Genomic DNA, 13648 nt, shown 5'->3' with positions numbered 1-13648 from the left:
GCCCGGCCTGCGGTGGCGCCAGGCGGCGCCGAAGGGGGATCATGGTGGCAGCCTGGCAACGGCCTGTTCGTGCGCCAGGCACCGCAGCCGTGGCGCCGCCGCCGCGGGCCGCGATCACCGTGGTGACGGCGGCGCGCAGCGTTACCGGCGGACGCCGGTCCCACCGAACTGAATGAGGATGCAATATTAATCCCATGAGAGCCCGCGTACTGGTGGTCGACGATGACCCCGCGCTCGCCGAGATGCTCGGCATCGTGCTGCGCAGTGAGGGTTTCCTGCCCTCTTTCGTGGCGGACGGCGAGCGGGCGTTGGCCGCCTTTCGCGACAGTCGTCCCGATATCGTGCTGCTTGACCTGATGCTTCCCGGTATGAGTGGTATCGACGTGGCCCGGTCGATCCGGGCGGAGTCCGGCGTGCCCATCGTCATGCTGACCGCCAAGAGCGACACCGTGGACGTCGTGCTCGGCCTGGAGTCCGGCGCCGACGACTACGTGGTCAAGCCGTTCAAGCCCAAGGAACTGGTGGCCCGGATGCGGGCCCGACTGCGCCGAGGCGAGGACGTGGCCCCGGAGATGCTCACCATCGGGCCACCGGACAACCAGATCACCATCGACGTGCCCGCGCACACGGTGAGCCGCAACGACGAGGAGGTGAAGCTGACGCCGCTGGAGTTCGACCTGCTGGTCGCGCTCGCCCGCAAGCCACGTCAGGTCTTCACCCGCGAGGTGCTGCTCGAACAGGTCTGGGGCTACCGGCACGCGGCCGACACCCGTCTGGTCAACGTGCACGTCCAGCGGTTGCGGGCCAAGATCGAGCCGGACCCGGAGCGACCGGAAATCATCCTCACCGTGCGGGGCGTGGGCTACAAGGCAGGGACCGGATAGCCTGGTCGCACTGTGTCGACCTCGCCGCCCCCACCCTCCCCGAATACGGCTGCCCGCCGGCCCAGCGCCGGCGGGGAGCTCTGGCGTGCGGTGAGCGGTCGGGTCGCTCGTGCTGTGGGTCGGGCACACCAGACCTGGCGCCGCTCGCTCCAGGTCCGGGTCGTGACCATCACGCTGGTCGCGTCCAGCCTGCTGGTCGGCGGGTTCGCGTTCCTGATCGCCGACAAGATCACCACCATCCTGCTCGACAGCGCTCGCAGCGACGTCCGGCAGCGGGTGACCAGCGGTGCCAGCTACGCGGCCAAGCAGGTCTCCTTCTACGGGCAGCCGCAGGAGGCCCAGCTCCAGGAGACCATCGACGGCACTGTCAACTACCTGGCCGGCGGCGACCCCCAGCAGACCAGCGGGGTGGTGGTGGCGATCACCGCCGACGACTACCCCAACGACATCCAGACGCGCACCTCCCCCTCGGCGAACGTGCAGTCGCTGATCAGCCCCGAGCTGCGGGCCGCGATAGCCGACGGCAAGGTGGCCAGTCAGATCCGCACCGGGCGACTCACCGGAGAGACCACCAAATACCTGGTCTACGGCTCGCCGGTGCCCACCCGCTTCGGCCAGATCGAGCTCTACTATCTGGTCCCGCTGGGCCGGCAGGACGTCACCGCCGCCGACGCCCGCGCGACTGTGGTGGCCACCGGTGTCGCGCTGGTGATCCTGCTCGGGTTGCTCGCGGCGCTGGTCACCCGGCTGGTGGTCAACCCGGTCCGGGTCGCGGCACGAACCGCCCAGCGGCTCTCTGCGGGCCTGCTCGACCAGCGGATGGTGGTCAACGGCGAGGACGACCTGGCCCTGCTCGCCGCGTCGTTCAACCAGATGGCCACCAACCTGCAACGGCAGATTCTGCGCCTGGAAGAGATGTCCCGGTTGCAGCGCCGCTTCACCTCGGACGTCTCCCACGAGCTGCGTACCCCGCTGACCACGGTCCGGATGGCCGCCGACCTGATCTTCGCCGAGCGTGACGAGTTCGACCCGGCGGTCGCCCGTAGCGCCGAGCTGCTCCAGGCCGAGTTGGACCGATTCGAGGAGCTGCTCACCGACCTGCTGGAGATCAGCCGGTTCGACGCGGGCTTCGCCATGCTGGATTCCGAGCCGACCGACCTGGTGCCGGTGGTGCACCGGGTGGTCGACCGGCTGGCCGGCCTGGCCGAACGGGTGGGCGTACCGATCGAACTCGACCTGCCGGGCACGCCGGTCATCGCCGAGGTCGACCCGCGCCGGGTCGAGCGGGTGTTGCGCAACCTGGTCGGCAACGCCGTCGAGCACGGTGAGGCCCGCCCGGTGCTGATCACCCTCGGCATCGACGAGACGGCCGTGGCGATCACCGTCCGCGACCACGGTGTGGGGCTGAAGGTGGGCGAGGAGAAGCTGGTGTTCAACCGGTTCTGGCGGGCGGACCCGTCCCGGGCCCGGCAGACCGGGGGCACCGGCCTGGGCCTGTCGATCAGCCTGGAGGACGCACGGCTGCACGGCGGCTGGCTGGAGGCGTGGGGTGCTCCGGGGCAGGGCGCGCAGTTCCGGCTCACCCTGCCGGCCCGTGCGGGCGATCGGCTGACCACCTCACCGCTGCGGCTGGTGCCTGCCGACGCCGCCCTGCCGTTCGGCGGCCCCCGCGACGGTGGACCACTGGCCATCGGTCCCGGCACCGGCGGGGCCCTGGCGATCGGCCCGGCTCCGGCCGGAGACGGACAGCGGACGGAGGTGCGCTCGTGAGACGGCCGACTCTGCTCGGGACCCTCGGCGTGATGGTGCTGCTGGGCGCCGGCTGTGGTATTCCGGCGGCATCCGACGTGCGGGTGGACGGCAAGGGCGGCGCCGCGACCGAGGCCGGTGTGATCAGTCGGGGCAGTGAGCCACCGACGCGGACGGCCAGCGGCAGCGTCAACGAGACGTTCGTCCGCAACTTCCTGTCCGCCGCCGCCGGCGAGCCGGATCGGGCGTACGAGCGGGTCAAGGCGTTCATCGCACCGGAGGACAAGACCCGTCTACAGGACAAGAAGGGCAGCGAGGTCGCGCTGAACGTGGTCCGGCTGCGCGAGGCGGTCTACACCCTCAACAGCGACTCGACCACGACCGTGAAGATCACCGTGCAGCAGATCGGGGTGCTGCGGACCAACGGCACCCTGGCCCCACCGGTGGCGACCGAGACGGAGTACGAGTTCGGCCTGCGTAGCGCGTCCTTCAACGGTGGCGTCAACGATGACCGGGCCGGCCTCTACATCATCAACCCGCCCAACGTGCTGCTGCTCAGCGACACCGCCCTTCGGGAGTATTACCAGGACGAGACGATCTACTTCTGGAGTTCGGACCGCAGCCGCCTGGTGCCCGACCAGCGCTACCGGCCGCAGGCGGTGCCGGTTGAGCGGCAGGTCAACGAGGTGGTGAAGTGGCTGGTCGGTGGCCCCTCCGACTGGTTGCGCCCGGGAGTCGTCGGGCTGCCGGACCGCACCGAGCTGATCAACAACGCCACCGGCGGCAACGGCCGGTGGGAGGTCAACCTGGACATGTCCGGTGACGACCAGAGCGGGATCGACCAGTTGATCACGCAGATCGCCTGGTCGTTGGGCGACCTCCCCGGTCAGCTGGAGTTGAAGATCCGCAACAACGCGCAGCCCGTGGTGGACCTGGGCGAGCGACGAGACTCCCGGGAGCTCTACCCGTATGCCGCCAGCCCGCAGCGGTTCGGCGTGTACGACGGCGCGATCCACCCACTCGACTTCGAAGGCGAGCCCAGCGGCACTGTGCCGTTGACACCCGAGGCCAACCGCAACGTCGTCTCCGCCAGCCTCGGGCTGGCCAAGGACCGCCGGATCCTCGCCGCGATGGTGGTCGCCGACGGCAAGAACCGGTACCGACTCGCCGTGGGCACGGGCGCCGACCCGGTCTCCGTGATCAGCCGCAGCGCCGCCGAATACTCCTCGATCGGCCGACCGGTCTGGCTGCGTACTGTCGACAACCGCCCCAGCCGCGGCCTGGTGGTGGCCGACGGGCAGCTCTACCGGTTCGACGAGGCGGCCCGGATGTATCCGGTACCGCTCAACCTGCCCTCCGCCGCGGTCACCGCTGTGGCCGCCGCGTTGGACGGCCAGCGGGTGGCGCTGATCGCCGGCGGCCGTCTCTACGTCGCCGCTGTCAACCTCGACGGCGGCGGGGCCTCCATCGGCCCGCCCCGAGAGTTGGTCACCTCGCTGACCAACCCGACGGCTGTCGACTGGGGCAGGGAGGACCAGCTGGTGGTGGCGGGGTCGGTCGGCCAGCCGGCGATCTACGAGATCAGTGTCGACGGCGCCCTGGAGACGCCGCTGCGGACCGACCTCGGCGCCAAGGTCAACCACCTGACCGCGTACCCGACCAACCGCGGTGTGCGAGCGCCCAGCGGGGCGTACATGTACGAGGCGAACGGGGTGGCCTACCGCAGCAGCCCGTTCGAACGGATCGAGCCCGGCCGGGTACGCGACATCGCCCCGGTGCCGACCGGTGTCCGGCCGAGCAACCCATCGGCCCCGTTCTTCCTCTACTGACACGGTGAGCGGGCTCTGGGCGGACCTCGCCGACCTGGTGCTGCCCGCCGACTGCGCCGGTTGCCGGGAGCGCCGACCCGGCCTGCGGCGGGGGGTCTGCCCAGCCTGTGTCGTGGCGCTGGGCGCACTGCGGCCACTGGCTGTCCGCCCCACCCCCGCCCCGCCGGGCCTGCCGCCCTGCGTCGCCCTCGGCCCGTACGCGGGTCCCCTGCGCGAGGCCCTGCTGGCGTACAAGGAACACGGCCGACACGGGCTTGCTCGCCCGCTCGGCGCGCTGCTCGCCGAGGTCGTCGCGGCGGCCGTCGGTGAGGCCCGTCCGCTGGCGTTGGTTCCGGTCCCGGACACCGCGGCGGCAGCGCGTTCCCGCTACGGGGACCACCTCGACCGGCTGGCCCGGCACTGCGCGGCCCGGCTCAACCGCAGCGGTTGGGCGGTGCGGGTGCACCGTCCGCTGCGAGCCTCGCCCCGGCCCGACTCGGTAACCCTGGACAGCGCCGGGCGCGCGGCGGCGGCGGAGGCGGCCTTCCAGCCCCGCTCGACGGGGCCGGTCCGGGGTGGTGCCGGGGGCGTGGCGCCGGTCGTGGTGCTGCTCGACGACATCGTCACCACCGGCGTGACCCTCGCCGCCGCGAGCCGGGTGCTGACCGCGACGGGATGGGCACCGAGTGTCGCTGCGGTGCTCGCGGCGACCGAGAAAAGACACCAGTCGTAACCGATAGTGTTTCCGTTTCACCCGTTGGTGTATGAGCTGCGAAAAATCCTGGGCCGTCTCGGCAACATGGGGTGACTGCCGGGCAAACAGGAGTTAGCGTTTCGCTGTCGGGGGTAGGAGGTCGTTCCCACCACCCTCGGCGGTGAGAGGAGGCGTAGCCGTACCAACCGGTCGACGCCAGCGGGTCTCCCCACGGCGCGCGGCCGGGTAACCGGATCGAAGACCGTCCGAAACAAGGGAGGTCACGTGGACATCGTGGTCAAGGGCCGAAACGTCGAAGTGCCGGACCATTACCGGGTACACGTAGCCGAGAAACTCGCGAAGATCGAACGCTACGACCACAAACTTATTCGCGTTGATGTCGAGCTGTTTCACGAGCGCAATCCGCGCCAAGCCGACCACTGCCAGCGGGTGGAGATCACCTGCGTTTCCCGGGGCCCGGTGATACGGGCCGAAGCCTGCACTAACGACTTCTACAGCGCGCTCGACGCGGCCATCGCGAAGCTCGACACCCGGCTGCGCCGCGCTGCCGACCGCCGCCGCGTACACCGGGGCCGGCACGCGCCGATCTCCGTCGCCGAGGCCACAGCGGGCCTGCCGGTCGCGGACCTGGTGCCCAGCGCGCTGAGCGCGCCGAACGATGGCGCCCGCGCCGGCACCGCGGTCGCGGAGCGGGTCGAAGAGGAGCAGGACGACCAGCCGTGGCACATCGCCCGGGAGAAGGTGCACCCGGCCGAGCCGATGACCATCGACGACGCGTTGTTCGAGATGGAGCTGGTAGGCCACGACTTCTACCTGTTCCAGGACAAGGAGTCCGGCCGCCCCAGCGTCGTCTACCGGCGCCACGCGTACGACTACGGCATCATCTCCCTCGCCACCTGACCGGTAGCCGATCCGCGTCGATCATGGAGTTGTGGTGGGGAAACGCCCACCACAACTCCATGATCCGTCAGCGGAGGTCGGCGGGTAGCAGCGCGAAGGTCAGGTCGTCCAGGCGGGCGCCGGCCAGCCCGGGCAGCCGGCCGCGCTGAAGGGCCTCGCGCCGAAAACCCACCCGCTCCAGCACCCGGTGCGACGCGGTGTTGTCCGGCACCGTGCCGGCCGACAGCCGGGCGACACCGGCCGAGCCGAACGCCCACCCCGCGAGCAACCGGACCGCCCGCGTCGCGTACCCCCGGCCGCGCCAGTCCGGCAGCAACGCGTAGCCGACCGACGCCTCGCCGGCGCCCGCGTCGGTGTACGACACGCCGCAACTGCCCACGGGCTCGCCGCTGGCCACGTCCGTGATCAGCAGTCGGGCGATCTCGCCGGTCAGCCAGCCGCTCTGCGCGAGACGACAACGCCGCTCGATCGCCTCGCGGGTCGGCGGCACCGGCGGCGCCTGGTTCGCCACCACCTCGGGTCGGCTGTGCAGCCGGTACATCAGCGCCGCGTCGTCCGGCCCGAGTGGGCGCAGCGCCACCACCTCGTCGGTGAGCACCCCGCCGGGCAGGTCGGGCAACAGCCGGGCGGCCGGGCCGGGCGGATCACCGGCGACACGTACCCAGGCCAGCAGGTCGTGCCGACCCGCGTCGCGGGACGCGCCGGCCGACCGGCGCAGACCCTCGTAGCGGAAGCCGGCGGCCAGCGCGACCCGCTGGCTCGGACCGTTCTCCGGTTCGGTGAGCAGCTCCAGTCGGGCCGCGCCGACGGCGAACGCGTGCTCGCTCAGCGCGCGGGTCGCCGCGGTGGCCAGCCCGCGACCGCGCGCCGCCGGTCGCATCCAGTAGCCGATCTCCAGCTGACCCCGGGCGGGCATCGGGTTGTTCAACCCCACCGCGCCGAGCAGCCGGTCGGTGGCGGGGTCCGCGACGGCGTACGCCGTGCCGCCGCCGGCCCAGGCCGCCGGGGCGCCGACGTCGATCCACCAGCGGGCGTCGGCATCGGTGTACGGCGTCGGCAGGTTCGACACGAACCGTTGAGTCAGCGCGTCCGCGCAGCCGTCGACCACGTCGGCACTGTCCTCCGCGCGAAACGGGCGCAGCCGCACCCCGTGCGCCTCGACGACCGGCCGCAGACTCATCTCAGATCCTTCGCGAGAAGCGCACCGACCCACACGTCCACCCGCTCGCCCCGGTGCGGCACGCCGCCCCGGGCGATCCCCTCGATCAGGAAGCCCGCCTTCTCCGCCGCCCGACGGGAGGCGGTGTTGCCCACATTCGCCTTCCACTCGATCCGCGCCAGGCCCAACGTGCTGAAGCCCCAGGCGCTGACCGCGACCAGCGCGGCGGACAGGTAGCCCCGGCCCCGGGCCGCCGGCGCGGTCATGAAGCCGACGTCCGCCACCAGCGGGTCGGCGGGGGAGAGCCGCAGGTCGAGCGTGCCCGCGTACCGGTCGTCGGAGTCGGCGATCACGAAGCAGGCGGCGTCCCCCCGAGCCCAGGCGTCCCGGCCGTAGGTCTGATAGCCCTGCGCGTCGGCGCGCTCGTACGGGTCCGGCACTGTCGTCCAGCGGATGCTCTCCGGGTCCCGGCAGGTCTGCACGACGGCGTCCAGGTCCTTCTCCTCCATGGGCCGCAGCCGCAGCTCGCCGGTCCCGGTCTCGGCGAACAGAACGGGCTGCGGGCGGCCGAAGACGGCGGCGCGCCGGGCGGCGAGGGTGCCCGGTCCGGCCGGACCGGTCGACCCGGCGGCCGGTACCTCTCCGGGCAGCAGTGAGCCGATCCAGCCGTCCGGGCTGCCGGGCAGCGCCGGGTTGGCCAGCCGCAACCTGCCGTCGATCCGGAAACCGGCCCGGAGGGCCACCAGCCGGGAGGCGTGGTTGCCCACCTCGGCCTGCCAGAGGAGCCGGCGAAGCCCGAGTGTGTCGAAGGACCAGCGGGCCACCGCCCGGGTGGCCCGGACCATCACGCCCCGACCACGAGCCCAGGGTGCCGTCCAGTAGCCGATCTCACCGGTGCCGTCCTTGTCGATCGAGTTGAGCCCGCTGGAACCCAGCAGCTCCCCGGTGCTCGGGTCGCAGACCGCGAACGGCGCTCCGGTGCCCTCGGCCCAGGCCTTCGGGCTCATCTCGGTGACAAATCCGTGGGCGTGTTCCGGCCGGTACGGGCGCGGTACGTTGGTCCAACGCTGAATGTCCGGGTCCTGGCAGGCTCGGTGCACTGTCTCGGCGTCCGTCTCCCGCCAGGGCCGCAACAGCACGCCGTCCTCGATGATCTCCACGGGCTCCACTCGTGCATCCTGCCGTAGCGTTCGCCGACGGCGTAACCGGATAACGTTTGGAGCGTGCGCAGGACGCGAGTTTTGTCGGGTTCGGCGGGGTCGAGCACCGCCACCAGTGACCATCGGGCCGATGGAGCGCCTACGATGGTTCGAGACTGTCTAGGGGAGCGTTGATCCGTGTCGATTCTGGAAAAGGTCCTTAACGCGGGCGAGGGCCGCATGGTGCGACGGCTCAAGGCCATCGCCGCCGCCGTCAGCTCGATCGAGGACGACTACGTCAACCTCACCGACGAGGAACTGGCCGGCATGACCGAACAGTTCCGGGAGCGGCTCGACGAGGGTGAAACCCTCGACGACCTGCTGCCGGAGGCGTTCGCGGTGGCCCGCGAGGCGGCCGCCAGGGTGCTCGGCCAGCGCCCGTACGACGTCCAGGTGATGGGCGGCGCGGCGCTGCACTTCGGCAACATCGCCGAGATGAAGACCGGTGAGGGTAAGACGCTGACCTCGGTCATGGCCGTCTACCTCAACGCGCTCTCCGGCAAGGGCGTCCACGTGATCACGGTCAACGACTACCTCGCCCAGCGTGACGCGGCGTGGATGGGCCGGGTGCACGAGTTCCTCGGGCTGACCGTCGGCGTGGTGCTGCCCAACCGGCCGGCCAGTGAGCACAAGGCCGCCTACGAGTGCGACATCACCTACGGCACCAACAACGAGTTCGGCTTCGACTACCTGCGCGACAACATGGCGTGGTCGAAGGAAGAGCTGGTGCAGCGCGGGCACAACTTCGCGGTGGTCGACGAGGTCGACTCCATCCTGATCGACGAGGCCCGCACCCCGCTGATCATCTCCGGCCCGGCCGAGCACTCCGCCCGCTGGTACGGCGAGTTCGCCGGTGTCGTGGCCCGGCTCCAGGCCGGCACCGACGGCGAGGGCGACTACGAGGTCGACCACTCCAAGCGCACCATCGCGGTGACCGAGCGGGGTGTCGCCAAGGTCGAGGACCGGCTCGGCATCGACAACCTGTACGAGTCGGTGAACACCCCCCTGGTCGGCTACCTCAACAACGCCATCAAGGCCAAGGAGCTCTACAAGCGCGACAAGGACTACATCGTCAGCGACGGTGAGGTCCTGATCGTCGACGAGTTCACCGGTCGCATCCTGCACGGCCGTCGCTACAACGAGGGCATGCACCAGGCGATCGAGGCCAAGGAGGGGGTGGAGATCAAGCAGGAGAACCAGACCCTGGCCACCATCACCCTCCAGAACTACTTCCGCCTCTACGAGAAGCTGTCCGGGATGACCGGTACGGCGCAGACCGAGGCGAGCGAGTTCAACAAGGTCTACAAGGTCGGCGTCGTGACCATCCCGACCCACCGCCCGATGGTTCGCGAGGACCGGCCCGACGTCATCTACAAGACGGAGAAGGCCAAGTTCAACGCCGTCATCGAGGACATCGCCGAGCGGCACCAGATGGGTCAGCCGGTGCTGGTAGGCACCGTCTCGGTGGAAAACTCCGAGATCCTCTCCCAGTTGCTGCGCCGCCGTGGCATCCCGCACAACGTGCTGAACGCCAAGTTCCACGCGCGGGAGGCCGAGATCGTCGCCCAGGCCGGGCGTAAGGGCGCGGTCACCGTGGCGACCAACATGGCCGGCCGCGGCACCGACATCCTGCTCGGTGGCAACGCCGAGTTCCTCGCCGCGAACGAGCTGCGCCAGCGCGGCCTCGACCCGCTGGAGAACGAGGAAGAGTACGCCAAGGCGATGGAGGAGGTCCTTCCCACCTGGAAGCAGGCCTGCGACGCCGAGGCGGAAGAGGTCTCGGCCGCTGGCGGCCTCTACGTGCTGGGCACCGAGCGGCACGAGTCCCGGCGGATCGACAACCAGTTGCGTGGTCGCGCCGGCCGGCAGGGCGACCCGGGCGAGTCCCGCTTCTACCTGTCCCTTCAGGACGAGCTGATGCGGCGCTTCCGGGCCGGAGCGGTCGAGGCGGTGATGGAGCGCTTCAACATCCCGGAGGACGTGCCCATCGAGTCGAAGATGGTCACCCGGCAGATCAAGAGCGCCCAGGCCCAGATCGAGGGCCAGAACGCCGAGATCCGCAAGAACGTGCTCAAGTACGACGAGGTGCTCAACAAGCAGCGCCAGGTCGTCTACGCCGAGCGGCTCCGGGTGCTCAACGGTGAAGACCTCTCCGACCAGGTCCGCAACATGATCGACGACACCGTCGAGGCGTACGTGCGGGGCGCCACCTCCGACGGCTACGGCGAAGACTGGGACCTCGAGCAGCTCTGGTCCAGCCTCAAGCAGCTCTACCCGGTCGGCGTGACGATCGAGGAGCTGGAAGAGGAAGCCGGTGGCTCCCGGGCCGGCATGGACGCCGACTTCCTGGTCGCCCGCCTCAAGGACGACGCCAACGCCGCGTACGACAGGCGTGAGGAGCAGCTCGGCACCGAGGGGGTGCGCCAGCTCGAGCGGATGGTGCTGCTCCAGGTCATCGACCGCAAGTGGCGCGAGCACCTCTACGAGATGGACTACCTCCAGGAGGGCATCAACCTCCGGGCGTACGCCCAGCGCGACCCGGTGGTGGAATACCAGCGCGAGGGCTTCGACATGTTCGCCACCATGATGGACGGCATCAAGGAGGAGACCGTCGGCTTCCTCTACAACGTCGACGTCCAGGTGACCGAACCGGAGCCGGAGGAGGGGGCCGACGAGGTCACCCTGCTCGACAAGCCGGTGGAGATCCGGGCCAAGGGCCTCAACCAGGCCCCGCGGCGGCAGGGTCTGCAATACTCCGCCCCCACCATCGACGGTGAGGCCAGCCCGGGTGCGGTCGCCGTGGAGCAGGCCGAGCAGCAGGCTCCGGCGCTCGGTGTGGGCCGACCGGCTCCGGGTGCTCCTGCGGCACCGGGGCAGAGTGCGCCGTCCGCTCCGCAGCGGCCGGCATCCGGGCTGCGTGGCCCGGCAGTTCCGTCTGCCGCCGCCCGTCGGCCGGCACCGAACCAGGCGGAGGCGAGCAACGGCCCGTCCCGCAACGCGCCGTGCCCGTGTGGTTCGGGCCGCAAGTACAAGCGCTGCCACGGCGCTCCCAACGGCGGCAACTGAACCGACAGCGTCTGACCGACGGGTCCCGGCCGACCAGGCCGGGGCCCGTCGGTGTCTTCTCAGCCTCGCCGGCGACCGGGCAGGTGGGGTCAGAGCACGTGCAGGGCAACGCAGAGCCAGCGGCCCCGGCGATGTTCGAGGCGCAGGGCCATCGCCCAACTTCGGCCGCCCGCACCGGTGAGAACGGCTGCCGCCTCCACCGTGGCCTCCCGGGGCTCACAGACGCGTAGGCGTTGCAGCCGGACCAGTGGTCGGCCGCTACGGCGGCGGGATGCCCCGGCCCGGCCGGATGCGCGGGCGAGTTCGGTCAGTAGGTCGCCCGCCCGGGCCGGGTCGAGCAGCGCTCGCACCTGGGCCGGCGAGCGGTAGCCGTTGACCACCTCCAGGCAGGTGCCGACGAAGCGGTGCGCGGCCCGGGTGGTTTCCGGAGCGGTCGACGGCGGCAACGACGCGACCGGATGGGTGGTGGTGGACCGGCTGGGCACCGGGCGCAGTGCTGCTCGCCGCTCCGGCGGCCGGACCGGGCTGGGCCGGGTGGAGGCGAACAGGTCGAGGGCGAGTTGACCGTCGGTCGGCGCCGGCCAGTACGACCCGTCGGTCTCGTCGACGTACGGCGGGTCGAAGGGCGGGACGGGGCGCAGCCGAACGGGTGGTCGGGAGGGACCGGGTCGCGCTCCGCTCATCATGGCCCCCTTGATCTTGCGTTTACCTTCGTTTGCCTCCGACAAGCTCGATTCTGAGCGACGGAACGGCCTCGGTCAATGGCCTTGTGGTGGCCACCGCCCGACAAGGCGCATGATCCACTCGGGTTCCTCGATATCGCGGGGTCCCAGCGGCCCCAACACCCCGACTTCCGTAAAGCCGAGTGGATCATGCTCTGGGACGGGCGGACACGCGGACGGGCGAGGTCAGACGGCCAGGCAGGTCAGGTCGGGCGGGCCGGGGCGCGCTGGGCGGGCAGGTCAGGTGGGGCGGGCCGGGGCGCGGCGGGCGGGGCAGGCCAGGCGGAGCGTGCCAGGCCAGGCGGGTGCGGGCTGAGGCTGAGCGGGGTGGGGTGGGCTGGGCGGCGCACGAAGGCCCAGGACGGGCCAGGCTTTGCTACTCGGGGTCGCGGTCGACCAGCGGGTTGCTCTGCACCCAATCTGCCGTCTCATCGTATTTGCGCGCTATGTACTCCTCCAGCCGGGCGCGCTCGACGCGCCACTGGCCGCGCCCGCCGATCTTGATCGCCGGCAGTTCGCCGCTGCGCACCATGTGGTAGACCTGCGAGTCCGACACGTTGAGCTCGGCGGCCACGTCGGAGAGCAGCAGGAACCTCGGCTCCACAGAAACTCCCGGGGTTGATGTCGTTTGGCTCAGTTTGCCACCGACAGCCCTCGCCGCCCAGCACTGGACCGGGTCGGTGGCGGACCAACCGTGCGGGACACACCGGCTGGGAACTTCCTCCGGCCGGAGGCGGGGTGTATGACGGTCACGGCGTGCGGCATGATCTGCGCCCGTGCCGGCGGCCGCCGGTGGAGGACGACGCGGGGAGACGACAGGTGACCGACGAGCTTGTCCGGGTGTACGTGCCGGCGACCGTACCGATGCTGGCCCGGCTGCGTGCGGAGGGGCTGTCCGCCGACCAGGCGCACGCAGTGACCCCGGCGCTGCGCGAGTGGTACGCCGAGGGTGACGAGGAGGAGTTGGAGTACGTCGCCTTCACCCGGGCTGCCCAGGACGCCCTGCACCTGCTCCGGGCCGATCCGACAGCTCCCCGCCGTCGCGTCGTCATCTCGGTCGACCTGCCGTCGGCAGCGATCGGGCGCGGCGACGGTGAGCTGGGCTCCAGCGCTGTGACGTTGACCGACTCCGTGCCGGTGGGCGCCGTCGCGGCCATTCACGTGGACGGCACGGACGCGGCCGAGGAAGTCGGCGCGGCGGCCGACGTGGTGGCCGAGGCGGCGGCTGGTGACCCGGACGCCCAGTTCACAGTCGACGGCGCCGAGGACCACGAGCTGGAGTGGTACGACGTGACGGAGCTGGACCAGGTGCTGAGCGCGACCGACTGAGCCGGGCGCCCCCAGGCGGCAGCCGGAGGCGAGCACCGGTCCCGGTGAGGCCTCAGCGTGCCGGGTCCGCCTTTGCCGGGTCCGCGTCGGGCGTCTCGGCCGCGTCGGCGTCGAACG

11 protein-coding genes are annotated in these 13648 nt (G+C 71.1%); 7 read left to right on the top strand and 4 right to left on the bottom strand.

Translation table 11 applies throughout. The features are described from left to right. Positions 1–194 precede the first annotated feature (194 nt). The 5 genes from mtrA (at position 195) to hpf (ending at position 6056) form a co-directional block, all read left to right on the top strand. Positions 195–884, top strand: a complete 690-nt coding sequence (gene mtrA / locus NIE111_RS06640) for an MtrAB system response regulator MtrA (protein ID WP_030331519.1) — start codon at positions 195–197, stop codon at positions 882–884. Between the two features lie 12 nt (positions 885–896). Beyond that, complete coding sequence (gene mtrB / locus NIE111_RS06635) at positions 897–2654, top strand: MtrAB system histidine kinase MtrB (RefSeq protein WP_238683529.1); 1758 nt, start codon at positions 897–899, stop codon at positions 2652–2654. A gap of 32 nt (positions 2655–2686) precedes the next feature. Beyond that, positions 2687–4462 (top strand): LpqB family beta-propeller domain-containing protein, encoded by a 1776-nt coding sequence (locus NIE111_RS06630; RefSeq protein WP_274530774.1) that lies wholly within the window; start codon positions 2687–2689, stop codon positions 4460–4462. Between the two features lie 37 nt (positions 4463–4499). After that, complete coding sequence (locus NIE111_RS06625) at positions 4500–5174, top strand: ComF family protein (RefSeq protein ID WP_238683569.1); 675 nt, start codon at positions 4500–4502, stop codon at positions 5172–5174. 246 nt (positions 5175–5420) lie between these two features. Further along, a complete protein-coding gene (gene hpf / locus NIE111_RS06620; protein ID WP_238683527.1) occupies positions 5421–6056 on the top strand; it encodes a ribosome hibernation-promoting factor, HPF/YfiA family in 636 nt (211 codons plus the stop codon). 67 nt (positions 6057–6123) lie between these two features. Here hpf and NIE111_RS06615 read toward each other — a convergent pair whose 3' ends face one another. Both NIE111_RS06615 and NIE111_RS06610 read right to left on the bottom strand, forming a co-directional pair. Further along, entirely contained in the window at positions 6124–7236 is a 1113-nt protein-coding gene (locus NIE111_RS06615; protein WP_238683526.1) for a GNAT family N-acetyltransferase, read from the bottom strand. Continuing rightward, positions 7233–8384 carry a GNAT family N-acetyltransferase gene (locus NIE111_RS06610; RefSeq protein WP_238683525.1) on the bottom strand — a complete coding sequence of 384 codons (1152 nt, stop codon included), beginning with the start codon at positions 8382–8384 and terminating at the stop codon, positions 7233–7235. Before NIE111_RS06610 ends, NIE111_RS06615 begins: the two co-directional genes overlap by 4 nt. Before the next feature lie 168 nt (positions 8385–8552). Between NIE111_RS06610 and secA the strand changes: the two genes are divergently transcribed. Then, a complete protein-coding gene (secA, locus tag NIE111_RS06605; RefSeq protein ID WP_238683524.1) occupies positions 8553–11480 on the top strand; it encodes a preprotein translocase subunit SecA in 2928 nt (975 codons plus the stop codon). 89 nt (positions 11481–11569) lie between these two features. Here the strand turns inward: secA and NIE111_RS06600 are convergent, their stop codons facing one another. After that, positions 11570–12166, bottom strand: coding sequence for an Rv3235 family protein (locus tag NIE111_RS06600; protein WP_238683523.1), 597 nt, complete (start codon positions 12164–12166; stop codon positions 11570–11572). Between the two features lie 412 nt (positions 12167–12578). Continuing rightward, complete coding sequence (locus NIE111_RS06595; RefSeq protein WP_030490852.1) at positions 12579–12806, bottom strand: helix-turn-helix domain-containing protein; 228 nt, start codon at positions 12804–12806, stop codon at positions 12579–12581. 215 nt (positions 12807–13021) lie between these two features. Here NIE111_RS06595 and NIE111_RS06590 point away from each other — a divergent pair, with 215 nt between their 5' ends. After that, positions 13022–13531, top strand: a complete 510-nt coding sequence (locus NIE111_RS06590; RefSeq protein ID WP_238683522.1) for a DUF6912 family protein — start codon at positions 13022–13024, stop codon at positions 13529–13531. The last annotated feature ends 117 nt before the right edge of the window (positions 13532–13648 follow it).

The organism is Micromonospora hortensis, assembly GCF_022230935.1.
GTDB lineage: Bacteria > Actinomycetota > Actinomycetes > Mycobacteriales > Micromonosporaceae > Micromonospora > Micromonospora hortensis.
This window is presented reverse-complemented; position numbering and strand designations above follow the sequence as displayed.